This is a genomic window from Aeromonas sp. PS2Canimalfood6 (assembly GCF_048276795.1).
Taxonomy (GTDB): Bacteria; Pseudomonadota; Gammaproteobacteria; order Enterobacterales; family Aeromonadaceae; genus Aeromonas; species Aeromonas caviae.
Genome location: NZ_JBLUXC010000002.1, coordinates 18634 through 42557, shown reverse-complemented (window position 1 = coordinate 42557; position 23924 = coordinate 18634). Strand labels below are relative to the sequence as shown.

Below are 23924 nucleotides of genomic sequence, written 5' to 3'. Positions count from 1 at the left end.
GTGCGCCTTTCCCCTGACAGGGAAGAGACACCCGACCACGCAGCAAGACAAAAAATGGGGCCCTCGGCCCCATTTTTCATCACGGCAGATCAGTTGCAGCTCGCCGCGCCCTGATCGACCCAGACGGCGGCCTTGCCGGGCTCATCGCCCTTGGTCCAGTACTGGGCCTTCCACTTGCGGCCGTTGTGGCTGGTGACATCACCGCCGTTGTAGACCACTCCGGCATCCCAACCCAGTTGCACCTGGCTCACCAGTTTCCACTGATCGGCGGTGCGGCTCGGCTCGTTGCCCTGGGTCCAATACTTGGCCTGCCACACCAGTTGCTTGTGGCTCACCTTGTCATTGGTGTTGTAGACGGTACCTGCACTCCAGGCCGGATGGTTGGCCGCATCCGGATCGCTGGCCTCGCAGCCACCACCTGTACTGGCCGGCTTGACGATCAGGCGGGTAACGGCTGTGGCATCCAGCGCCCCGTCGGTGACCACCAGGGTCAGATCGTAGGCCGTATCACTGGTCACGTTCGAGCCCGTCACCACCAGGGTCGCGCTGTCCAGACCGGTGGCGCTGAGCCCGGCCGGCACTGTCCACTGATAGCTCAAGGCATCACCATTGGGGTCGGAAGCGGTGGCCTTGATGCTCACCTGCTTGCCGGCCTCGACGGTCGCACTGGCCGGTACGCTGACCACTGGGGGCAGGTTCGGCTGCGGCGCCTTGTTGGTGACCACCACCTGATCCTTGGCCGAGAGCCCCTGATCGTCCGTCACGGTCAGCTCGAACACCAGATTGATGTCGCTGCTGACGGCATCCAGTACCACACGGGCCTTGGCCTGGGTGGCATCCAGCAGGCTGGCCTGGGGTCCGGAGACCTGTTTCCAGCTGTAGGTCAGCGCCCCGTTTTCCGGATCGTGGGAGGCACTGCCGTTGAGGGTCACCTCGGCCGGGCCGGTGGCACTCAGATCGCTGCCGGCATTGGCAACCGGCGGCTTGTTGACCGGCGGCAGCGTACCCTCGCCGTGGCCCAGCCCCTCGTGCATGGCGTTGAGGATGTCGCCGTTGTCCGCATCAATTTCCCAGGCGAACAGACCGCCGAGCTGGTTCGCCAGCACGTACTGCCCCTTGGCCTTGACCGAGCGGTCGTTGTCGAAGGTAATGAGGTCGCCACTGCTGGCCTTGAAGACATAGGGGGCCTCGGCCGACTCGTCATAGCCCTGCTCCCAGCCTGCGCCCATGCGGTTGTTGACGATGTCGCGGTAATCCACTACGCCATTTTCCCAGGTACCGCTCACCGGTCCGGTAGCGGTGCCGGTGAAGGGGTTGCCGGCCTGGTAGTTCTTCACTCCGGTCCAGCCACGGCCATACATGGCCGCCCCCACCACAATCTTGCCCGGTGTCACCCCCTGACCCAGCAGCGCCTTGACGCCCTTGTCGGTGGTGTACTTGGTGGCCGGATCCCAGCTGGAGGCAAAGAGGTTGGTCTGGTGGGCCAGATTCGTCAGGTCGAAGGCGCCGCTGAAGTCGTAGCTCATCAGGAAGATGTGGTCCATGTACTGCTGGGCCGCCTGATAATCCACCTTGGCAATCTTGTCACCGCCGGCGCTGATGGCCGAGGTCAGCTCATACTGGCGGCCGGTCTCGGCTTCCAGTTCATCGAGCATGGCTCGCAACTCCTTCATCAGCACCACATAGGTGGCACCGTCATTCGGGCCGCCCAGGCTGGGGTTGGCCCCCTGTCCGCCCGGGAACTCCCAGTCGATGTCCACGCCGTCGAAGAATTTCCAGGTCTGCAGGAACTCTTTGACCGAGGCGACGAAGGTATCGCGCTTGGTCTTGTCACCCAGGAAATAGAAGGGATCGGAGAGGGTCCATCCGCCGACAGACGGCAGGATCTTAAGGTCCGGGTGGGCCTGTTTGAGAGCCATCAGGTTGCCGAAGTTGCCCTTGTAGGGCTCATCCCAGGCGCTGAGGTTGCCTTGGGACATCTGGATCGCCGCCCAGGGATCATGGATGGAGACCTTGAAGTCTTCGCGGCCCGCACAGGAGCGCTGCAACGCCTCGAAGCTGCCGGAGATCTCTTTGAGGCTGTCGTTGATGCCGTTGCCACCGCAGATGGGGGTGAAGCCGTAGAGGATATGGGTCAGGTTCTGGGCCGGGATCTTGTCCACGGTGAACTTGCGACCATAGACCCCCCACTCCACGTAGTAGGCCCCCACCACCTTGCCGGACTTGTTGGCGTAGGGCTTGTTGTTCTCCTTGAGGGGCGCATTGAGCGGCGCCAGGTGGCTGCCGTCGGTATCGGCGACCATCAGCTCCTTCTTGTCGGAGAGGGTGCAGCCATCGGCGTTGCACAGGGCCACCTGCATCTGGTAACGCCCCCCCTTGGTGACCTTGAAGTTGGCGGTACCCGCGGCGGAGGCCGGGCCTGACCACACCTCCTTGCCGTCGAGCAGTACCTTGGCGGTCTGTCCGACGTCACCGGACCAGAGGTTCCAGGTCACGCTGACGGGAGCGCCATCCTTGTGGACGGTCACCAGCTGGTTGTAGGCCGAAGCGGCCTGATTGACTTCAACGATGGCAAACTTGGTGGGGCCGGAGCCAATGGTGGGTTTGCCCGGGGCAGCGGCGAAGGCGGAGGTAGTGCAAAGCCCCCCGACCAGAAGCGCCAGCAGGGAAAGTTTTGGACTTAACATATTTGAACTTCCTTATTTCGTTATTGGAATTAACAACGAAAAAGGCAACGCAACCTGCCAGGTAACGCAGACAACATCGCAACCATGGCTTGGCCCATGGACGATACAACCTGTGGTGGCCCCGCTATCCTAGGTACGCAGACCCTTAGACCGGAAGCTTTGCGTCCCGGACTTTCATCCGGTTTGCCTTTTTGCACAACTTGATTTGCGACAAAAATAATCGCCGAATGACTATAGAGGAGAGTCGCCCGGGTGCCACCTGCCAAAAGTGACACCCAACAAGACTCAATTATCACCAAATCCGGAAAATGGCGACGAAATAGGCATCATCATCGTCGATCATGGCGCCTGGATGGCATCAAAAAAATGTTCAGCCAATGCTCGATTCTGTGAGACCAGTCACTGAACCGGCATCAGCAGGCTGTTCATCAGGGCGCGCAGCTTGAGAGGTTTGACCGGTTTGCTCACGTAGCCAAAGCCGTGCTCACGGATCTGTGCCTGCAACTCGCTCTTGCGATCCGCACTGATGATGATGCCGCCGATACCGTTGCCGTGGGCCAGCCTGATCATGTGCAGCGCCTGCAACCCGGTCTTGCCGTCATCCAGGTGATAATCCGACAGCACCAGCGCAGGCAGGAAGCCGCCGCCGATGATCTCTTCCGCCTGCTCCTGGCTCTGGGCACAGCGCACCTCGCAGCCCCAGCGTCCCAGCAGCGAGGCCATGGCGATGAGGATATCCTCCTCGTTGTCGATGCAGAGGATCCTGACCCCTTCCAGCTGGCTGTCCCGCAGGGCCGGGGTCGTCACCTGGCTGGGGATGACGGGCCGGGTCGCGAGGTTCAGGGTGATGGCAAAAACGGACCCCGCTCCGGGCCAGCTGCGCAGGGAGAGCTGATGACCCAGCACCAGCGAGATGCCGCGGGCAATGGCGAGCCCGAGGCCAAGCCCCTGCTCCCTGGCGGTGCGGGAGTGATCGAGGCGGGAAAACTCGTCGAAGATCGCCTCCTGCTTGCCCTCCGGGATGCCGGGGCCGTTATCCCACACCTCGATGCGCACCTTCTCCCCCATGCGGCGACAGCCGAGCAGCACCCGACCGCCGGGGTTGTAGCGAAATGCGTTGGTGAGGAAGTTCTGCAACACCCGCCGCAGCAAGCGCACATCGCTGTAGACCGCAAGGCGGCTCTCCACCACGGAGAACTGGATCCCACCGGCCTGGGCCAGCACGCCGAATTCCGCCTTGAGATTGTCCAGCACATCGCTCAGGGCGAAATCGAGCTTCTTCGCCTTGAACTTGCCCGCCTCGAGGCGCGAGATGTCCAGCAGATCCGTGATGAGATCCTCGGTCGCCCCCAGGGCGTCGTCGATGTGGCGAGCGATGCGAGCCGGTTCGTCCTCCGGGGGCAGCATCTCCAGCAAGGAGGAGGTAAAGAGCTTGGCCGCGTTCAGCGGCTGGGTCAGGTCGTGGCTCACCGCCGCAAGGAACCGGCTCTTGGACTGGTTGGCCCGCTCCACCTGCTGGTTTACCAGCAGCAGTTGGCGGTTGAGTTCGGAGAGCTCGTGGGTGCGCTCGGCCACCCGCGCCTCCAGGTGCTCGTTCGCTTCCCGCAGCACCCGCTCCGCCGCCCTGAACGGGGTGATGTCGGTGAAGGTCATGACAAAGCCCCCCGCAGGCATGGGGTTGCCCTGCATCTCGATGACCCGGCCATCGGGACGCTCCCGCGCCGAGACATGGGGGCTGCCACGCTTCATGAAGGCAACCCGCCGCGCTACCTGGGCCTCGATGTCTCCCTGGCCGCACAACCCCTGTCCAGCGTTGTAGCGGATGATCTCCTCGATGGAACGGCCCACCTGAATGAGACCGGGGGGATAGGAGAATAGCTCGATGTAGCGTCGGTTCCAGGCCACCAGCCTGAGCTCCCTGTCCACCACGGAGATCCCCTGCCCCATGTGTTCGATTGCCCCCTGCAACAGGCCGCGGTTGAAGCGGAACATGTCGGAGGCCTCGTCCACTATGGTGGCGATCTCCTCGAGCTGCATGTTGCGTCCCTGCAGGGCAGAGGCCAGCACCAGGCGGGCGGACGAGGTACCGAATACCCCCGCCAGCAGTCGCTCCGTGTGGGCGATGAGCTCGGCGGAGGCCTGCATCTGGGGCGCCAGGGTGCCTCCCCGCTCGCCGGCGAAGCGACCGAAGGCCCGCTTGACGCGGCTGGAACCGACGAAGCGGGCCGCCAGCATCTCCAGCTCCTTCACCGAGACCCGCGCATGATAAAGCGCCGAGGTGTCCCGGCTCGTCTTGCCGACGAAGTTGGCTGCCTGCAGCCGTTCGCTCACCGCCGCCCGTGACAGCAGGGAGCCCGCCACATAGCCGACCAGATTGAGCAGAAGACTCAGGAAGAGGCACCAGGCCCCCAGGCTCAGATCCCGCACCGCCGGCCAGTCTGGGGGCGCCAGCAGGGCTTCGAGAGGGGAGCCTGCCAGCAGTCCGCTCTCCGCCAGCAGGGTCACGAACCAGAGGCTGACCCCGAGGGCGAGCCCGAGATAGACGCCCTTGCGATTGCCATGACGCCAGTACAGGCCGAGCAGCAGGGCCGGTGCGAACTGGGCCACGGCCCCGAACGAGAGATAGCCGATGCGCGACAGACTGGTGAGATCCCCGAGCCAGAGATAGAGCGCCCAGGCCGCCAGCAAAATCAGCAAGATGGCGCCCCGACGCACCTGCAGCAGCAACCGCATCAGGCGCTCGTCCCGCCCCTGTTGCCAGACCCGGCGCAGCAGGACCGGCAACACCAGATCGTTGCTGACCATGATGGCCAGAGCGATGGTGCAGACGATCACCATGCCGGTGGCCGCCGAGGTGCCGCCGAGAAATGCCAGCATCGCCATGCCGTCGAATCCGAGGGACATGGGGAGGCTTATCACATAGGTGTCCGAGGCCATGTCTGCCCCGACCCACTGCTTGCCTGCCAGCGCCAGCGGCCAGATGAAGAGCCCCATCAGGAAGAGATAGAGGGGGAAGATCCAGCGGGCCCAGTGCAGATCCTGTCCCTGGTTGTTCTCCACCACGGTCACGTGAAACTGGCGCGGCAGGCAGATGACGGCGCACATGGCGATCAGGGTGTAGATGGCGAGCTCCAGCAGGCCGCCCGGCGTCACCGCCACCACCGCATCGAGGAAGTCGCCCGCCACCAGGGTACGCGCCTCGCTCGGTCTGGCGATGATGAGCCAGAGCGCAAAGCCTCCCACCGCCATGAAGGCGAGCAGCTTGACCACGGACTCGAAGGCGATGGCCACCACCATGCCCCTGTGGTGCTCGGTGGCATCCAGGTTGCGGGTGCCGAACAGAATGCTGAACAGGGCCAGCAGCAGGGTGACCCCCAGCGCCAGCTCCGCCATGTTGCTGGTGGGGCTGACCCCCGTGCTGTTGGCCATCAGCAGATCGAGCCCGGTGACGATCGCCTTGAGCTGCAGCACCAGATAGGGAAGTATCCCCATGACGGCAATGAGGCTGATCACCATGGCCAGGCGCTGGGACTTGCCATAACGAGCGGCAATGAAATCGGCGATGGAGGTGATGTGCTCGCGCTTGGCCACCAGGATGAGGCGGGCCAGCAGGCGCCAGCCAAACAGGAACACCAGCATGGGGCCCAGGTAGATGGGCACCGGCGACCAGGGGGATTCGCTGGCCTGGCCCACGGTGCCGAAGAAGGTCCAGGAGGTGCAATAGACCGCCAGCGACAGGCTGTAGAGCAGAGGCTGCCCCTTGGGGCGACGGCGCTTGTTCTTGTCCGCCACATAGGCGATGAGGAACAGCAAGCCCAGATAGGCGAGCGACAACCCGATCAGCAGCCATCCTTGGTGCATCTCTCTACTTCCCTTTTCCAGATAAGTCGGAGGCCTGCCGCGCCAGAGACCGGCAGACCTGTGTCATCGGCCCTGTTCAGGGCTCTCTTCACGCAGCCGCAACACGAAGACCGGCAGCACTACCAGCACCATGATAAAGAAGATGCCGCCTCCCAGCGGCTCGAACAGCACGCCGCAGATCGCCATCAGGGCCGCCACCGTCATGCCGAGGCCGAGCGCCGCATAGAGCGCCTGGGTGGGGATCTGCTGCTCCGCGGGCAACTGGCGGGTCATGAAGCGGATGGCGCCAAGGTGACTGACGCAGAAGGTGACCCCGTGCAGCAGCTGGCCGAGCACCAGCACCGCCAGGTCGGTAGAACTGCCGAGCAGCACCCAGCGCACCACGCAGCCAAGGGCCCCCACCAGAAACAGGGTCTGGGCGCCGAAGCGCTGGAGGAAGCGCTTGTCCGCGGCGAACATGGCGATCTCCGCCACCACTCCCAGAGCCCAGAGATACCCGATCAGGGTGCCGCTGTAGCCGGCGCTCTTCCAGTAGATGGCGCTGAAACCGTAGTAGGCCGCGTGGCTCCCCTGCAGCAGGGCGGTGATGAGCAGGAAGCGGCGCACCGGGGCCGACCTGAGCGTGACGAGCAGCGAGGCCTTGGCCCGCTCCCCTTGCAGCTCCCTAGGGGCGGGTCGCAGCGGCAGCAGGCTGAGCCCCAGCATGATCAGCAGCCCGGCCACCATGGTGTGCAGCACCCAGTCGCTGCCAAAGTTGCCCACCAGGGCCCCCACCAGGGTGGAGGCGACGATAAAGGCAAAGGAGCCGCACAGCCGCACCTTGCCGTAGTCGAGGTGGGTCTGAACCACCATGCGGGTGGCAAGCGCCTCTCCCATGGGCATCAGGGTCGGGTAGATGAAGTTGGCCGCCAGGGTCAGCACCACCAGCCACCAGAGGCTGTGGCCCAGATAGAAACCGAGGAAGGCCAGCAGACTCAGCAGACAGAGCAGCCGGGTGACGGGCAGCAACTGGCCGGCACCCTTGACTCGCCCCATCACCATCAGGTTGCCGGCAAAACGGATGGCCATGCCCACCCCCAGCAACAGCCCTATCTGTTCAGTACTCACCCCGATGCCTTCCAGCCAGAGCGACCAGAACGGCAGGTAGGCGCCATAAACGAAGTAGAAGGCGCCAAAAAACAGGGCTAACCAGGAGAACGCGGGCATAGAGGCTCGGGCTGCATGACAAGGGGCACAAATGATAACCGATTTCGGGGCGGGGATCCCCAGGCGGCATGACAGATAAAAACCATAATTATCAATAAAGTTGAACCTTTGTCACATCCCCCTGTCTATTGGGTAACACCGCTTCCTGATGAGTGTTGCAATCCTTCCACCCGCCCCTGGCGGGTTTCTTTTTTGCAGACGCCGACCTTCATGACAAAAGGGGCCTGAGGGCCCCTTTTCCTTCATGCTGGTCCACGACCATCAGAACACGTACTTGACCCGTGCACTGAGGTTGCGGCCAGGCTTGGTCTGCTTGCTGGTATCTGCGGTGGCGGCAAGGCCGGTGATGCTCTCGTAGCTCACGTACTCCTTGTCAAACAGGTTGAACACCCCCACGTTGAGCTGCAGGTCCTGCACCGGCTTGAACTGGGCATAGAGATCCACCACGCCCCAGCCTGCGCTCTTGATGTTGTCGTTGCCTCGCGCATCCTTGCCCACCTTGTCCATGTCGTCGGCAAAGCGCAATGCGGTGTTGATGTTCCAGTTCGGCTGCTCCAGACGCACTCCGACGCTGCCGTTCAGGGGGCTCAGGCTGTTGATGTAGTTGCCCTCGCCATCCTTGCCCTCGATGTAGGCCAGGTTGCCCCAGACGTTGACCAGCTCGTTCAACCAGTAGTCCGCCTTGGCCTCGGCCCCCTTGGTGGTCGCCTTGTCCAGGTTCTGGTACTGATAGAGGGCGGTACGGCCTTCGGTGCCCACGGCCGTCAGTTCGATGAAGTCGTCGAACTTGTTGTAGAAGGTGGCCACTTCATAGCTGAACCCGCCACGGCTGCCGCGCACCCCCAGATCGATGCCGTCGCTGCTCTCTGGCTTGAGGTTCGGGTTGGGCTCGATGCGATAGCCATACGCCTGGTGGTTCAGGGTGGAGAAGGCGTTGTCATACATGGGCGCCTTGAAGCCGTGGCTGTACTGGGCGAACAGGTTCGCCGCCTCGTGCGCCTTGAACACCAGCCCCAGCTTGGGAGAGAACTCCCCTTCGGAGATCTTCTTCATGTTCTCGCCCGTGTAGGCGGGATCCTCGTCCGGGGTCATCTTGTAGTAGTCGTAACGCACGCCCGGGGTCAGCACCCAGCGCTCGCCGAACTTGATCTCGTCAAAGGCCCAGAGCGCACTGCGCTCGCTGGTGGTGGAGGGGAAGCTCAGCTCGTTGTAGCCGACGAAGTCACCCGGAACGGTCGGCCCCTTGAAGCGGGTGCGCTCGTTGTCGGTGTGCTCGTATTCCAGGCCCCAGGCCAGACGCTGGCTGGCGAGCGCCTTGTTGAACTTCACCTGGGCGCCCAGGCTCTCCTGCTCGAAACCGTTGTGATCCAGGGAGTTCTTGGTCACATAGGGGTTGCCCGGTATGACCGGATACTTGGACGAAGCGTACTGATCCAGGGTCTGCTTGGCGCGGCTGTAGTAGATCTTGCTGTCCACGCGATCCGCCCAGAGGGCGTTCAGGGCGAGGCCATGATCCAGTACCAGGGAGAGGTTGTCGGTCTCCTTGTCGGTAATGGGCTGGTTGAAGACGGAGCCCGCCTTGGTCAGATCGATGGCATCCGGATCCTGCCCCTCGGTGAAGTAATCCACCGTCAGTTTCAGGAACTGATCATCGGAGAGATTCCACTTGCTCTTGAACAGCACGGCCTGGCTGACGATGTCGAACTCGTTCTTGTCGCCGTCATAATTCTGGGTGACACCGCCATCGCGCCAGGTGTAGCGCAGCAGGTTCTCGACTTCCCCGGTGCGCAGCGCCCCCGTGATGCCGGCCATTCTCTGGTGGCTGCTGGAGGCATAACCCGTGGTCGCATCCAGATAGCTGTCGCGGCCCTTGAGGAAGTCGCCAGCATCCTTGGTGGTGATGGCAATGACGCCTCCCAGAGCATCGGAACCGTAAGCGGCGGAGGCCGGCCCTTTGGCCACTTCCACCTGCTTGATCATGTCGGTGTCGAAGTAGGTCTGACCCACGCCGCCATTCTTGTAGGCATCGTTCTGGCGCACACCGTCCTGCACCACCTTGACCCGGTTTTCGCTCATGCCGCGAATGGTGAAGGTCTGGGCATCTCCTGCGCCTCCCTGCACGCTCACCCCAGGCTCATAGCGAAACAGATCGGCGACGTTGCTGACGACCTGCTCTTCAATCTGCTCCGAGGTAATGACGGCGATGGGACCGGAAACATCTTCCAGCTTCTGTTCCATCCGGGAGCCGCTGACGACCATGACTTCATCGGCTTTCTTGTCTGCGGCGAAAGCGGGGGAGATCAGCCCTGCCGCCACGGCGAGGGCTATCAGGGAGGGGGTGTTGTTGTGCGCCACTGCAAAGTCCTTATTGAGAATTATTATCAATCGGAAGGCATATTACCCCGCCAGAGACAAAGATCAATAATAAAGTGAATCATTCTCATTTCACTTTGTCGTCATTCCCCCTTACACTGGCGCCACTTTTTCGCTCGCCATGCCGCCATCCCATGGTGCAGCCTTTTCCCATCCTCTGTTTCTTGAGTGAGTAACCATGATCCGACGACTCCCCCTACTCGCCCTGCCCCTGCTGCTGGCCGCCTGCGCCACCACGTCGCAGAACACCCCACCCGAGACCCTCTATGACGCACGGCTCGATACGGCCCAGGGGCAGGCGTTGACCTTCGAGCAGGCGGTGGCGCGGGTGGCGGATGCCGACATCGTGCTGGTGGGGGAGCTTCACACTCACCCGGCCATCCATCTGTTGCAGGCACGTCTGCTGGCGGGGCTTGACGAGATGTCGCAAGCCGATGGCCGGGCCCTGGTACTCTCCATGGAGCAGTTCAGCCGCGCCGATCAGCCGGTGCTGGATGCCTACCTGGCCGGACGCATCGGCGAATCGGCCCTCATTCGAGATGGCCATGCCTGGCCCAACTACCAGAGTGATTACCGCCCTCTGGTGGAGTTTGCCAAGGCGCAGCACCTGCCAGTGATCGCCGCCAATGCCCCCAAACCCCTGGTGAGCTGCGTCGGTCAGGAGGGACCGGCCTGGCTCGACAAACTGCCGGCCAATCGCCGCAGCCAGCTTGCCCGCGAGCTGACTCTGGGGGATGACGGCTACCGCCAGAAGTTCATGGCTTCCATGCACCATGGGGATGCGGACGGCAACGCCCGTCGCTTCGCCGCCCAGACCAGCTGGGACGACACCATGGCCGAAAGCATGGTGGATTATCTGGGCAAGCATCCCGGCAGGCGCATCATGCATATCGCAGGCAACTTCCACGTGGAGGGGGGACTCGGGATCGCCAGTCGCATCGCCAGCCGCAATCCGGCACTCAAGGTGGCACTCATCGTGCCGCAAACCAGTGACGAGACAGCCCCCGGGAGAGACGCAGACGTCAGGGTCCACATCGCTCCCCTGCCGGAACGCTGGCTAAATGCAAAGGAAATGAAGCAAGATATGGGCGCACTGCATCAATCCCGAAGCCGTGACTGCAGCCAATGGTTGCAACCCTCAAAATAGCCCAAGGATTTCATATGGATGTGTTACTCGTCATCGACATGCAACAGGGGTTGTTCGATAACCCCCGCCATCAGGATGCCCAGGTCATCGCCAACATCAATCGTCTGGCCGATCGCGTGCGGGGCCAACACGGACGGGTCATCTATGTGCAACACGACGAACCGGGTTCCGAGCTGGAACCTGGCAGTGCGGGCTGGCAACTGCACGCCGATCTGGCCCCGTCTCCCCACGACAGCCGGGTGCGCAAGACCGCCTGTGACAGCTTCCTCGACACCGAGCTCGGCTTCCTGCTGGCAGAGCAGTCGGTAGACAGACTGCTCATCTGCGGCTGTGCCACCGACTTTTGCGTCGATACCACGTTGCGCAGCGCCGCCGCCAGGGGCTTTGACGCCTTTGCGGTGACCGACGCCCATACCACGGCGGACAGGCCGCACCTGAGTGCGGAGCAGATCATCCAGCACCACCACTTCATGTGGCGGCATCTGAGCCTGCCTCAAGGCAGAAGCGTGACCCTGCTCACGACGGATGAGCTGCTGGCCACCATTCAACCCGAGCGGGCGTGTTAAGCTGCCCGTCCTGATGTGAACACCCGATTGGAGTCTTGTGTGCGTCTACTCTCTGCCGTTGCCCTCACGCTGCTGTTACCGGCGCTCACCGCCTGCTCCGGCTTGCCGGGGGCAGCACCCGATGGCCCGGCCCCCCTGTTCCACACCCATATCAGCGACGACGGGAGCAAGCGCTTCACCTTCGAGGCCGCCCCTCTCGACGTCCTGCCCACCCGGTTGCAGGAGGGAGATGACAACCGGCTGAGCCGCCGCGACAAGAGCCTGCTGGAACGCCGGGAAGCCCTGCAGGACGAGCAGCTCACCCAGATGCTGGCCACGCGCAAGTATTGCCGAAGCGGCTATATCGTCCTCAGCCAGACCTCCTGGAAGATCCGCGGGGAATGCAACGAGAGCGCCACCCAGGCCGATCGCGATGCCTTCCCCAACCAGGCAGGCTGGCAAGAGTAACCCGGGACATAACAACAAAATGGGCAGCCCAGGCTGCCCGTTTTCTCATCTCGCTAATTGTTCCCTCAAACGGGTTCATCCGCCGGGCTGGTCAGCTCGGCGCCATTGTCGATGCGTTTGTGCCCTTCCACCAGGTGAACGAAGTCCACCAGTTCGTCGCCGGAGACACGGAACGCCTGACCGAATCCCTTGACGAACAGTCCCTGCTCGGGCTTGAGCCTAAACAGCACGAAGTCCTTGAGGTTGGAGAGCCCTTTGACTATCTCGCCGAAGCGCCCTTCCAGCGCCGCAACGGCCTTCTCCCAGCGTGCGTCGTCGCGGGCCACCACCTCGGCGACCGCATCGAAGGTCAGACGCTTGCGGGCAAACAGCTCGCGGGCACCGGTTTCGTCCTCGATCAGCATCAGCGATACCTTGGGCACCTGTTGCAGGTTGCGGGCGTGGCGAGCTATCTCGGAGATGAGCACATAGTATCCATCTTCCTGCAGCACGAAGGGGGCATAGCTGGCATTGGGGTTGCCTTCGCCATCCACAGTGGCGAGCTGCAGGGTACGGCAACCGTCGCGGAACTCGCGGATCTCCGGTTGCAGGCGGTTTTGCAGGCGCTCCTGACGTTCACTCATGCTTTCACTTCCTCTTGATACTGACGGCGCAGGGCCATGAAACGCTCCACCTGCTCAGGCAGCAGATGACGCTGCTCGTCCCGGCCCAGGTAGATCTTGAAAATGCAGCGGCCACTGTGGCCGAAGAACTGGAAGGAGTGCCCCTCCTTGCCCATGAAGAGCTTGCTGACCAGGGCGATGCCCGCCACGTTGTCGAGCTTGAGGTGGCCGTGCAGCTCCCCGTCCCGCCCCATCAGGTTGTAGTAGCCGCGCGCGTTCTTGCCCTTGGGGAAGGGAGCCTTCACCTCGAAGATGGAGCCATCGGATTCGACGATGGTGGTCACCTGACCCCAGCTGGACAGGTCCGCCAGCAGGGCTTCGGCCTCCCCGGCCGGCACTGACGTCATCAGGGCGGCAGGCAGATGGCGTACCACCTCCCACTCGCTGACGGCCAGCTCGGTGGCAATAGTGGACGGGTGGGCACTGGGGTCTTGCTCCAGCAGCGCCTGAATGCGTTGTGCAATGCTCATCGGTTCTCCCTGGATGATCTGGCGATGGTGCTCGGTGTCGCGACGGATACTGTAATAAAGCGCCCCAAGTAACGCAATTGATAATCGCTTTCATTCTCAGTGCATTTTGGTGGGCGACTTGATATTCTCGGCGGCAACCTTATTTCATTCACCCTTCGGAGGTTCGCATGGGCCGTCGTTTTGCCCTCGCATTCAGCCTGCTCGGCTGTGCCCTTTCCCTCTCTTCCCCATCCGTCATGGCGGTGGAGCGTATCGTCAGCATAGGCCCGGCCACCACGGAACTCATCCTGGCGCTGGGGGGCGAGCAGAGCCTGGTCGCCACCGATGTCAGCAGTCCGGAGCCCAGAGGCGTGCCCAAGGTCGGCTATCACCGCGCCCTCGCCGCCGAAGGGATCCTGAGCCTCTCTCCGACCCTGGTGGTCGGCAGCGACGAGATGGGCCCGAACAGCACGCTTGATCAGTTGCGCCGTGCCAACGTCAAGGTCGAGGTCATGGCCACAGCCCCTACGCTGGCCAACCTCAACGAGCGTATCGACACCCTGGCCCATCTCCTGGGTGACCAGACGGCAGGGAGCAAGCTCAAGGAGCAAATTGCCGCCCAGAGCGACACCCTGGCGGCGCAGGCGAAGCAGAACAAGCCCCTCAAGGTCGCCTTCCTGCTGCTGCACAAGGGTCAGCCCACCAGCATCGCTGGCGGCAACACCACCGCCAGCGCCCTCGTCACCCTGGCGGGCGGCGTCAATCCGGTGGCTGGGCTCCACGACTACAAGCCCGTTTCCACCGAATCCCTCATCGAGCTGCAACCGGATCTGGTGTTGGTGAGCGGCCGCGACTGGCAGCAGTATCAGGATCCCGACGCCGTCCTGAGCCAGGTGCCCGCCCTGTCAGCCACCCCGGCAGGCAAGAACAAGGCCATCCACGCCATCGACGGACATGCCCTGCAAGGGGGCCTCAGCCTTCGTTCCCTGCAACAGGCGAACCAGATCGCCCAGTGGATCAAGCAGGGTTCCTGATGCGCCTGCCTCTGCCCTGGCTGCTCGCCCTGACCGGCTGCGCGCTGGCGTTGCTGCTGGTCGGGTCCCTCGCGACCGGCCCCATGTCCCTCTCCCTTGGCGAGAGCCTGCGCGCCCTGTTTGCCGGACCACAGAGCGGGATTGAGGCTCACAAATTATTGATCGTGCAGGAGATCCGTCTGCCACGAACCCTGCTCTGCATCGCCGTGGGGGGCATTCTCGGCCTCTGCGGCGCCGTCATGCAGGGACTGTTTCGCAACCCCCTGGCAGACCCCGGCATCATAGGGGTGTCGGGCGGGGCGGCACTCGGCGCGGCCCTGGCCATCGTGCTGCTCGCTCCGCTGGGCTCGCACCTGCAGAGCCTGCTCGGCCTGGGGTTGCTGCCCCTGCTCGCCTTTCTCGGCGGAGCCCTCACCACCACCCTCGTCTATCTGCTGGGTACCCGGGAAGGGGGCACCTCGGTCACCGTGATGCTGCTGGCCGGGGTGGCCATCACGGCGCTCTCCGGTGCCGTCATCGGACTGCTCACCTATCTCGCGGACGATCAGATGCTGCGCAACCTGAGTCTGTGGCAGATGGGCTCCCTGGCGGCAGGCAAGCCGGTCGATGTGACGCTGGCGCTGCTGACCCTGGCCGCTTTGCTGCTGCTGTTCATGCGCGATGCCAATCCCCTCAACGCCCTGCTGCTGGGAGAGGGAGAGGCACGGCATCTGGGGGTGAACGTGCAGACGCTGAAGCGTCGCCTCATCCTGCTCACCGCTGCTGGTGTCGGCGTGGCGGTGGCCGTGGCCGGCATGATCGGCTTTGTCGGTCTGGTGGTTCCCCATCTGGTACGGCTGCTGGCCGGTCCCAACCATGTCCGCCTGCTCCCGCTGTCTGCCCTGCTGGGGGCTGGCCTGCTGCTGGGGGCCGACATGCTGGCGCGTACCCTGCTCGCTCCGGCCGAGCTGCCGGTCGGCATCATCACCGCCCTGCTGGGTGCCCCTTTCTTCATCTGGCTCTTGGTCAAGAGCCGACGAACCCTGTAACAGGAGATCGCCACCTTGCCCGGATACCCCTCCCCCCTGCTCAGTTGCCGGGGTCTTCGCCTCAGTCGTGGCAACCGGCTTATCCTGGACAGCCTGGATCTCGACCTGCATGCCGGCAGCCTGACCGCCCTGCTCGGCCCCAACGGGGCGGGCAAAAGCTCACTGCTCAAGTGCCTGACCGGCGAGCTGGAACATGAAGGGGAGATCCACCTGTTCGGCCAGACCCGCAGGGGGTGGGCCGACAACGCTCTGGCCCACCGGGTCGGCGTGCTGCCGCAAAGCTCCTCCTTGAGCTTCCCCTTCCTGTGCGAAGAGGTGGTGGCCATGGGCCGGCTGCCCCACAGCGAGCCTGCCAGCCGGCGCGACGAGATAGTCCGCGCCGCCATGACCCACGCCGGGGTGGATCACCTGACGGGCCGCCTCTACCCCGGCCTCTCCGGCGGGGAGCGCCAGCGGGTGCAGTTCGCCCGGGTGCTGGCCCAGATCTGGCAGGCCCCGGACGAACCGCAGCAGGCGCGGCTGCTGCTGCTCGACGAACCCACCTCGGCCCTCGACCTCAAGTACCAGCACCAGCTGCTCACCATGGCCCGGGCGCTGGCCGGTCGCAACACCGCCGTGCTGGTGGTGTTGCACGACCTCAATCTCGCAGCCCGCTACGCCGATAGGCTGGTGATGCTGGAGCAGGGCAGGCTGATGGCTGACGGCAGCGCAGGCGAGGTACTGACCCCGGCGCTCATCGCGCGCCTCTACGACTACCCGGCCGAGGTGATCCACCACCCCGAGACCGGACAACCCATGGTGGTGTGATGCCGTTCATCCACCATCCCGAGACGGGGCAGTCCGCCATGGCGGTGTGATGGCGGGCGCATCGCCCTCTCAGTCCACGACCATCCCGTACCAGCCATCCACCACCCCGACATGGAACAGCCCATGGTGGTGTGATTGGCCTGCATATTGGTGAGATTCAGAAACAAACAGAGCGCCCTCGGGCGCTCTGTTTGTTTTTGTCTGCGGGATTGGTCAGGCGATCTGGTAGCGGCCCGGCTTGTGATTGAGTGTCAACACCAGGTTACAGATGATGGCGGCCACCACGGAGAGTACCAGCAGCCAGGGAGAGACCACGAAGAATGAGGCAACCACGATGGCGCAATCCAGCCCCATTTGCAGCTTGCCTGCCCGCACACCCCATCTGTCCTGAATGAAGAGCGCCAGGATGTTGAAGCCCCCCAGGCTCGCCTTGTGGCGGAACATGATGAGCAGCCCCATGCCGATCAGGGTGCCGCCGATCAGCGCCGCATAGACGGGTTCGATCTTGCCGATTTGCAGCACGGCGTTGAGGTGATCCGTCATGAAGGAGACAGTGGCCACGGCGGCAAAGGTATTGAGGGTGAAGCGCGGCCCCATTCTGAGCCAGGCCAGGGCATAGAAAGGCAGGTTCATGCAGAAGAACAGCAGGCCGAAGCTCAGCCCCGTCAGCTGCTGCAACAGCAGCGCCAGCCCGGCGGTGCCGCCGGTGAGCAGGCCGACCTGGTGAAACAGGAAGATGCCGAGGGAGACGAAGCCTGCCGCGGTCAGCAGGGCGAGCACATCCTCATAGAGCGGATGCACCGAGCGGGGTTTGTTGTCCATAACCTATGTCCATAGCGAAGTGAAAGAGTGTCTATGCCCCTGGTGGAGGCGCGAGCCCCTTGTACCGGGGCTTCGTTATGGACACAGTGTCCGATTTCAGTGAGCCGGATCACAAGTACGCGACGATATGCGCCAAAATGGTGCGCGTCAGCATGGCGTTACAACCCTTGCACCAAAATAACGCTCCCCCGAAAACTGACAGCAGCCTGAAAAAGCGGACGGTTCCCGCTGCTCGCGGCAGCGAATCGTTCTAGAATGAGTGCCTTGCAATTGCCTGCGGAGCAACAGTAGATGAGAGTCGCCGTATTCGGGATAGGTTATGTGGGGTTGGTCCAGGCCGCCGTACTGGCCGAGATGGGTCACCAGGTAACCTGCGTGGATGTGGATGCCGCCAAGGTCGGCCGGCTGAAAGAAGGCATCATCCCCATCTTCGAACCCGGCCTGGCCCCCATGGTGCAGGCCAACCACCAGGCCGGTCGCCTGCACTTCACCACGGACGTGGCCGAGGGGGTGGGCTTCGCCGAGCTCATCTTCATCGCGGTCGGCACCCCGCCGGATGAGGACGGCTCAGCCGATCTGCAGCACGTGCTGGCGGTGGCCGGCACCATAGGCCGCCTGATGCAGGCTGGCAAAGTCGTGATCAACAAGAGCACGGTACCGGTCGGCACCGCCACCAAGGTGCGCCGGCACATCGAGGCCATACTGCGCGAGCGCGGCGTCGAACTGCCGCTCGAGGTGGTCTCCAACCCGGAGTTTCTCAAGGAAGGGGCCGCGGTGGCCGACTGCCTGCGGCCGGATCGCATCATCATCGGCACCGGCTCGGCCCATGCCATGTCCCTGCTGGAGGAGCTCTACGCCCCCTTCAACCGCCAGCACGATCGCATCATCCAGATGGATGAGCGCAGCGCCGAGCTGACCAAGTACGCCGCCAACGCCATGCTGGCCACCAAGATCTCCTTCATGAACGAGATGGCCAATCTGGCGGAGAAGCTGGGGGCCGATATCGAGGCGGTGCGCAAGGGCATAGGCGCGGATCCGCGCATCGGTTACCACTTCATCTACCCGGGCTGCGGCTACGGCGGCTCCTGCTTCCCGAAGGACGTGAAGGCGCTGATCCACACCGCGAGCGAGATCGGCTGCGAGGCGCCCCTGCTGCGCTCGGTGGAGAAGGTCAACGATCGCCAGAAGCACAAGCTCATCGAGCGGCTGCACCAGCACTTCGGCGCCGACTTGAGCGGCCGCACCTTCGCGATCTGGGGGCTCGCCTTCAAGCCCAACACCGACGACATGCGCGAGGCGCCGAGCCGGGTGCTGATGGAGGCCATCTGGACCGCCGGCGGCAAGGTGCAGGCGTTCGATCCCCAGGCCATGAGCGAGGCCCAACACCTCTATGGCCTGCGGGACGACCTGACCCTGTGCGGCACCCAGGAGGCGGCCCTCAAGGGCGCCGATGCCCTGCTGATCTGCACCGAGTGGCAGCAGTTCCGCGCCCCCGACTTCGAGCTGATCCAGCAGACCCTGAAGCAGGCCGTCATCATCGACGGTCGCAACCTCTACGATCCGGCCCGCCTGCGCCAGCGCGGCTTCACCTATTACGCCATCGGCCGAGGCGACAGCCTGGAACAGGCGCACGGTCTGGGGCAGCCGCGATGAAGTATCTCGTCACCGGCGCAGCCGGTTTCATCGGCTTTCACCTGGCGCAGCGGCTGTGCGGCGAGGGTCACGAGGTGGTTGGCATCGACAACCTCAACGACTACTACGAGGTGAGCCTGAAGGAGGCGCGCCTAGCCCTGCTCACGCCTCTGCCCGGCTTTCGCTTCGAGCGCACCGATCTCGCGGACCGCGCGGCCATGGCCTCGCTCTTTGCCCGCGAGCAGTTTGACCGGGTGATCCATCTGGGGGCCCAGGCCGGGGTGCGCTACTCCCTGGACAACCCCTTCGCCTACGCCGACAGCAACCTCACCGGCACGCTTACCGTGCTGGAGGGGTGCCGCCATCACGGGGTCAAGCACCTGGTCTACGCCTCGTCCAGCTCGGTGTACGGCCTGAACGAGCAGATGCCGTTCAAGACCTCGGACGGGGTGGATCACCCCGTCTCCCTCTACGCGGCGAGCAAGAAGGCCAACGAGCTGATGGCCCACTCCTACTCCCACCTCTACGGCCTGCCCACCACCGGCCTGCGCTTCTTCACCGTCTATGGCCCCTGGGGTCGCCCCGACATGGCGCTGTTCAAGTTCGTGCGCGCCATCCTCGCGGGGGAGCCCATCGACATCTACAACCAGGGCCAGCTCAGCCGGGACTTCACCCATGTCGACGACATCGTGGAGGGGATAGTGCGGGTCGTGGATCGGCCGCCGGTCGGCGACTCGAACTGGCGGGGGCAGACCGACGCCAGCCCGGCGCCCTATCGCCTCTACAACATCGGCAACGGCAGCCCGGTGCGGCTGCTGGACTTCGTGGAGGCCATCGAGACGGCACTCGGCAAACGGGCGATCCGCAACATGCTGCCGATGCAGCCCGGCGACGTGCTCGCCACCTGGGCCGACACAGAGGCGCTGTTCGAGGCGACCGGCTATCGCCCCAAGGTAGGGTTGACCGAAGGGGTCGAGAGCTTTGTGAAGTGGTACAGGGAGTACTACAGGATCTGACCGCACAGGATCATCCAAATAGAAAGGGGCTGCCAATGGCAGCCCCTCTGTTTATCCGGCTTACTCTCCTGCCGTCCGGGCTCAGGGCCCGGGGGCATAGCTGAAGGGCTCTATCTGTGGGCTGAGACCGCGGCACTCCGGCTTGAGGGCATCCACCCCCGCCAGCATCCAGTCGGTGCGGTGGCGGTTGCCGAGGCTCTCCATGCGATCGGCGTCGAAGCAGACCGCCATCAGATCGGCGGCGCCCAGCACCCAGCGTCCGGGGGCGGCCGCTATCCAGGCCGCCGCCTCGCGGGACTGCTCCCCGTCCGGCATCTGGTAGGAGTAGTGGCGCAGAGGCTGTTGACTGAACAGCAGGTGCTGCTCCTTGAAGCCGGCCAGCAGCAGTTCGTTCCCCGCAGGCACCCGCTCCGCCGCCAGCGCCATCACCCCCTCCGGGGTGCGCATGTCGTTGAGTTTCACGCAGATCCAGCTGGAGTAGATGAGCCACCCCACCGCCAGCGAGCAGAGGAGGGCACTGAGCGGCGCCCGGCGCAGCAGGGCGTTGATGAGCAGCAGCGCCGCCCCCATCGCCAGCAGGGGCAGCCAGGGCGCCGGGCCCAGATCCCCCAGCTTGCTCGCCAGCTTGGCGCTGAATGCCAGCGCCCCCGCCCCGCCCACACAGATGATCCCCAGCAGCCAGCCGAGCCCGCCCAGCAGGCGCGCGGGCCAGACCCGCGCCAACAGCTCGGCGACAAAGGGAGCCGTCAGCAGGGCCAGCGCCGGCGTGCCCGGCGTGACGTAGACGCCGCGCTTGCCCGGCGACACCGAGAAGAAGACGATCACCAGCACCAGGTAACCGAGCAGCAGTATGATGCGCTTGTCCTGCCCCTGGATGGCCTTGCGCCACGCCACCACCAGCCAGGGCAGCAGCAGGGAGAGCGGCAGCCAGAACGGCGGGATCACCGAGGTGAGGTAATACCAGAACGGTTTGACGTGATGCCAGGCGTTGGCATAGCGGGTCACCGTCTGGCGCAGCAGTATGTTGTCCCGATAGGCCTGCAGCACGGGATCCCCGCTCTGGGCCACCGCGAGCAACATGGGCACCAGCCACAGGCCGATGGCCAGCAACATGAACAGCGGTCCCGCCAGCCCCTTGAGCCAATCGCTCCTGGAGGCGGCCCGGATCTTCTCGCGGTGGGTCCAGATCGCCGGGATCAGGATCAGCAGGGCCAGCAGCCCCACCCCCTTGGTGATGATGCCGAGCCCGGCGGCGAACCAGCCGAGCCAGTACCAGCGCCAACCGCCACCGCAGAGCAGGAAGCGGACGAAGCCGTAGACGCCGAGGGTGATGAAGAAGGTGACCAGCGCATCGATCTGCGCCGTCTTGGCCTGCAGGGTGAACTGGACGGTAAACAGCAGCAACAGCCCGGCCAGGAAGCCGACCGAGGGGCTCCACAGGCGGCGGCCCATGTCCCACACCAGCGTGATGGTCAGCAGACCCGCCAGCAGGGAAGGCAGCAGGAACGCCACCTTGATGGAGCCGGTCAGCAGATAGCCGATGGCGATGCCCCACATAAACATGGGGGGCTTGTCCGGGTAGATCTCGCCGCCGCGCATGGGGAACAGCCACTGGCCGCTCTCCACCATCTCCTTGGCGATCAGGGCGAAACGGGGTTCATCGGCGGGCCAGGGATCCCGCAGGCCGAGGCCGGCGCCGAGCACCACCAGGGCGATCAGCAGCAACCAGCCGAATGAGCTCTGATTGAGCAGGTAACGATCATTTACCATGACGAGCCTCATAGTCGTTGACGACCTTGTCCCGCTTCCAGCCTCTGTGCTGGATATCCAGATAGAGGCTGTAGAGCGCGGTGAAGGTGGGGAAGAGGTTCTGCAACACGCCGACCGAGTCCTGCTTGGGCGAGAAGACGAAGTAGCTGAGCGTCATCAGGCTGCCGAGCACGCTCATGTACCAGAACATGCGCGGGATCACCGGCTTGCCGGCGCGCTTGGAGGCGACGAACTGCACCAGCCAGCGGCCGCCGAACATCAGCGCCCCTGTGTAGCCGATGATCTTCCAGCCGGTGACGTGCAGACCCGTCCAGTCAAACCAGGTCAGCTCCATGGAAAGCAGGGCATCGATCATCGCCGCCCTCCCCGGTTCAACCAGCCGACATGGGGGACGACCTCATCCCGGTCCGGCCAGACCGATGACAACGAAAGCAGGGTGTCCATCACTCCAGCATCTCCCGGATCTCGACCACCTTGGATCGGCGCTGCAACCACCAGACACCGACCACGTCCACCAGCCCGACCCAGAGCCGGTTCCAGACGCCGTACTTGGAGATGCCCGCCTGCCGGGGTCTGTGATTGACCGGCCAGGGGGACATGCGGCCACCCTGGGCCTGGATCAGGGCCGGGATGTAGCGGTGCATATGGTTGAAACCGGGCAGGCGCAGATACCAGTCGCGGCGCACCACCTTGAGGCCGCAGCCGGTATCCGGGATACCGTCCCGCAGCAGCAGATCGCGGAAGCCGTTGGCCAGCTTGGACGAGAGGCGCTTCACCCAGTCATCGCGCCGATTGACGCGATGGCCGATGAGCCCGACCTGGCTCTTGTCCGACGCGAAACGGCGCTTGGCCTCTTCCAACATGGCGGGAATGTCGGCCGGATCGTTCTGGCCGTCGCCGTCCAGCACCACCAGCCAGTCGCCACGACCGTGACGCACTCCGCTCAGCACCGCCATGCTCTGGCCGACGGCCCGCACGTGGCGCACGACCCTCAGGCTGGCGAAGCGCGCCTTCAGCTCGCACAGGACGGCAAAGCTGTCGTCCTCGCTGCCGTCGTCCACGTAGATCAACTCGTAGTCGTACTTGCCGCCCAGGGCCGCATCTATCTCCCCGATGAGGGGAGCCAGATTGTCCCGTTCATCCTTGGCTGGTACTACGACTGACACATCGACTGAATCACCCATATGAGCTTCCCGACAAAGAAAATAATCCAAGGGATCCTGTTGCGCACATCATGAAGAAGGTGGACTGAGCGCCAGAACCCGCACAAATACAAGGTATTACATCATGATGATCGCCGTCTATCACCCGACAACTAACAATCGCATCAACTAAGAGGGGCAGCACAACAGCGCGGCCCTGCCCGCACCTCAGGTCGTCACCACCAGCAGGATCTTCTCCCGCCTAAAAGTTCCATACCGTTTTCGTCTCTGATGACCTGACACATAACCACATGTTCCATCGTCTGGCTGGCAGCCACCCCGTGGAGAACCTATATCTTCCGGACAAGCCAACGAGGTAACCATCATGCAGAGACTCTGCGCCTGGGGCTGGGGGCTGCTCCTGCTGTTGACCACGGCATCGGCCCATGCCGATGCATTTCGCCAGGCCCCCAAGGCGATGAGCGCCCTGCGCCAGGGCGCCGCCATGGAGCGCGGCAACCCGAGGCAGGCCATCGCCCACTACTGCACCGCCGCCAGCCTGGGCAACCCGGAAGCCTACTACCGCATCGGTCGCCTGCTGGCTCGCGGCCCCCAGGGGATACGCAACGCGCGCCACGCGAACGCCTACCTCGCCATGGCCATGCGCCTCGGCAATCAGCAGGCCGCCCGCTACTACAACGAGCGGGTCGGCAACGCCCCCCTCGGCACCTGTGGCGTCGGTGGCAGCGGAGGCGGCGCGCCCTGGGTGCGGCCCAGCACCCCCTTCGATCAGGACAGCTACCTGGCCCGCCAATCCACGAGCAAGCAGCAGCTGGCCAGCATGATCCGCCAGGCGGCCAAACGTCACAGAGTCAACCCCCAGCTGGCGCTGGCCATCGCCATCGCCGAGTCCAATCTGAACAGCGCCGCCGTCTCCCCCAAGCAGGCGCAGGGGGTCATGCAGCTCATCCCCGAAACCCAGGCCCGTTTCGGCGTGACCCGGCCGTTCGACGCCCGGCAGAACATCCGTGGCGCCATGATCTACCTGAAGTGGCTGGAGAAGCAGTTTGGCCCCGACTGGGTCAGGATCAGCGCCGCCTACAACGCCGGGGAGCAGGCCGTCCTGCGCCACGGCGGCGTGCCCCCCTATCGGGAGACCCAGGAGTACGTGCAGCGGGTGCTCTACTACTCGGGGCAGGATCCGGCCAAGGAGCGCCGGCTGCCACGCTGAGCGCCACCCGACGGCCGTCTCATCCGCACGAATCCTATCGGGCC

The 23924-nt window shown here is 64.0% G+C and carries 19 protein-coding genes and 1 riboswitch; of the genes, 9 read left to right on the top strand and 10 right to left on the bottom strand.

All coding sequences use genetic code 11. From position 1 onward, the window contains the following. Positions 1–89: 89 nt before the first annotated feature. The 4 genes from ACNPAA_RS01165 to ACNPAA_RS01150 all read right to left on the bottom strand — a co-directional run bounded on the left by ACNPAA_RS01165 (position 90) and on the right by ACNPAA_RS01150 (position 10109). A complete protein-coding gene (locus ACNPAA_RS01165; RefSeq protein ID WP_417891518.1) occupies positions 90–2687 on the bottom strand; it encodes a glycosyl hydrolase family 18 protein in 2598 nt (865 codons plus the stop codon). A 111-nt stretch (positions 2688–2798) separates the two neighbouring features. Then, positions 2799–2885, bottom strand: a riboswitch (cyclic di-GMP riboswitch). A 201-nt stretch (positions 2886–3086) separates the two neighbouring features. Continuing rightward, positions 3087–6548, bottom strand: coding sequence for a PAS domain-containing hybrid sensor histidine kinase/response regulator (locus tag ACNPAA_RS01160; protein ID WP_319882886.1), 3462 nt, complete (start codon positions 6546–6548; stop codon positions 3087–3089). A 63-nt stretch (positions 6549–6611) separates the two neighbouring features. Continuing rightward, entirely contained in the window at positions 6612–7754 is a 1143-nt protein-coding gene (locus ACNPAA_RS01155; RefSeq protein WP_010673233.1) for a 3-phenylpropionate MFS transporter, read from the bottom strand. 261 nt (positions 7755–8015) lie between these two features. Next, entirely contained in the window at positions 8016–10109 is a 2094-nt protein-coding gene (locus tag ACNPAA_RS01150; protein WP_417891517.1) for a TonB-dependent hemoglobin/transferrin/lactoferrin family receptor, read from the bottom strand. Between the two features lie 196 nt (positions 10110–10305). Here ACNPAA_RS01150 and ACNPAA_RS01145 point away from each other — a divergent pair, with 196 nt between their 5' ends. The 3 genes from ACNPAA_RS01145 to ACNPAA_RS01135 are packed head-to-tail and all read left to right on the top strand — an operon-like array spanning position 10306 to position 12287. Further along, the gene (locus ACNPAA_RS01145) at positions 10306–11274 is read left to right on the top strand and encodes a ChaN family lipoprotein (RefSeq protein WP_113978651.1); all 969 of its coding nucleotides are present in this window, start codon (positions 10306–10308) and stop codon (positions 11272–11274) included. A gap of 14 nt (positions 11275–11288) precedes the next feature. Then, entirely contained in the window at positions 11289–11840 is a 552-nt protein-coding gene (locus ACNPAA_RS01140) for a cysteine hydrolase family protein (protein ID WP_039040040.1), read from the top strand. Between the two features lie 39 nt (positions 11841–11879). Further along, positions 11880–12287 carry a hypothetical protein gene (locus tag ACNPAA_RS01135; protein WP_041211184.1) on the top strand — a complete coding sequence of 136 codons (408 nt, stop codon included), beginning with the start codon at positions 11880–11882 and terminating at the stop codon, positions 12285–12287. Between the two features lie 65 nt (positions 12288–12352). Here the strand turns inward: ACNPAA_RS01135 and hutZ are convergent, their stop codons facing one another. Next, positions 12353–12910, bottom strand: coding sequence for a heme utilization protein HutZ (gene hutZ / locus ACNPAA_RS01130; protein ID WP_010673228.1), 558 nt, complete (start codon positions 12908–12910; stop codon positions 12353–12355). Then, positions 12907–13419, bottom strand: coding sequence for a heme utilization cystosolic carrier protein HutX (gene hutX / locus ACNPAA_RS01125; RefSeq protein WP_171865063.1), 513 nt, complete (start codon positions 13417–13419; stop codon positions 12907–12909). The genes hutZ and hutX overlap by 4 nt, the downstream gene beginning before the upstream one ends. A 167-nt stretch (positions 13420–13586) precedes the next feature. Here hutX and ACNPAA_RS01120 point away from each other — a divergent pair, with 167 nt between their 5' ends. From ACNPAA_RS01120 to ACNPAA_RS01110, 3 genes are read left to right on the top strand one after another with little or no spacing between them, the layout of a single operon-like run. After that, entirely contained in the window at positions 13587–14432 is an 846-nt protein-coding gene (locus tag ACNPAA_RS01120; protein WP_041211182.1) for a heme/hemin ABC transporter substrate-binding protein, read from the top strand. Then, positions 14429–15460, top strand: coding sequence for a FecCD family ABC transporter permease (locus tag ACNPAA_RS01115; protein ID WP_039040072.1), 1032 nt, complete (start codon positions 14429–14431; stop codon positions 15458–15460). Before ACNPAA_RS01120 ends, ACNPAA_RS01115 begins: the two co-directional genes overlap by 4 nt. 15 nt (positions 15461–15475) lie before the next feature. Next, a complete protein-coding gene (locus ACNPAA_RS01110) occupies positions 15476–16267 on the top strand; it encodes a heme ABC transporter ATP-binding protein (RefSeq protein ID WP_417891516.1) in 792 nt (263 codons plus the stop codon). Positions 16268–16480: 213 nt separating this feature from the next. On the opposite strand, the gene ACNPAA_RS01105 is transcribed toward ACNPAA_RS01110, so the two are convergent. Beyond that, complete coding sequence (locus ACNPAA_RS01105) at positions 16481–17089, bottom strand: YitT family protein (RefSeq protein ID WP_417891515.1); 609 nt, start codon at positions 17087–17089, stop codon at positions 16481–16483. Between the two features lie 291 nt (positions 17090–17380). On the opposite strand from ACNPAA_RS01105, the gene ACNPAA_RS01100 reads away from it, so the two are divergent. Further along, entirely contained in the window at positions 17381–18742 is a 1362-nt protein-coding gene (locus ACNPAA_RS01100; protein ID WP_323937449.1) for a UDP-glucose dehydrogenase family protein, read from the top strand. Beyond that, positions 18739–19737: an NAD-dependent epimerase gene (locus ACNPAA_RS01095; protein ID WP_368203137.1), complete on the top strand. Its 999-nt coding sequence runs from the start codon at positions 18739–18741 to the stop codon at positions 19735–19737. The genes ACNPAA_RS01100 and ACNPAA_RS01095 overlap by 4 nt, the downstream gene beginning before the upstream one ends. Before the next feature lie 81 nt (positions 19738–19818). Here the strand turns inward: ACNPAA_RS01095 and ACNPAA_RS01090 are convergent, their stop codons facing one another. From ACNPAA_RS01090 to ACNPAA_RS01080, 3 genes are all read right to left on the bottom strand, one after another. After that, a complete protein-coding gene (locus ACNPAA_RS01090) occupies positions 19819–21507 on the bottom strand; it encodes an ArnT family glycosyltransferase (RefSeq protein WP_417891514.1) in 1689 nt (562 codons plus the stop codon). After that, entirely contained in the window at positions 21497–21862 is a 366-nt protein-coding gene (locus ACNPAA_RS01085) for a lipid-A-disaccharide synthase N-terminal domain-containing protein (protein WP_252593194.1), read from the bottom strand. The genes ACNPAA_RS01090 and ACNPAA_RS01085 overlap by 11 nt, the downstream gene beginning before the upstream one ends. Positions 21863–21950: 88 nt before the next feature. Then, positions 21951–22691: a glycosyltransferase gene (locus tag ACNPAA_RS01080; RefSeq protein WP_257709780.1), complete on the bottom strand. Its 741-nt coding sequence runs from the start codon at positions 22689–22691 to the stop codon at positions 21951–21953. 343 nt (positions 22692–23034) lie between these two features. On the opposite strand from ACNPAA_RS01080, the gene ACNPAA_RS01075 reads away from it, so the two are divergent. Beyond that, positions 23035–23880 (top strand): lytic transglycosylase domain-containing protein, encoded by an 846-nt coding sequence (locus ACNPAA_RS01075; RefSeq protein ID WP_042075010.1) that lies wholly within the window; start codon positions 23035–23037, stop codon positions 23878–23880. Positions 23881–23924 lie beyond the last annotated feature (44 nt).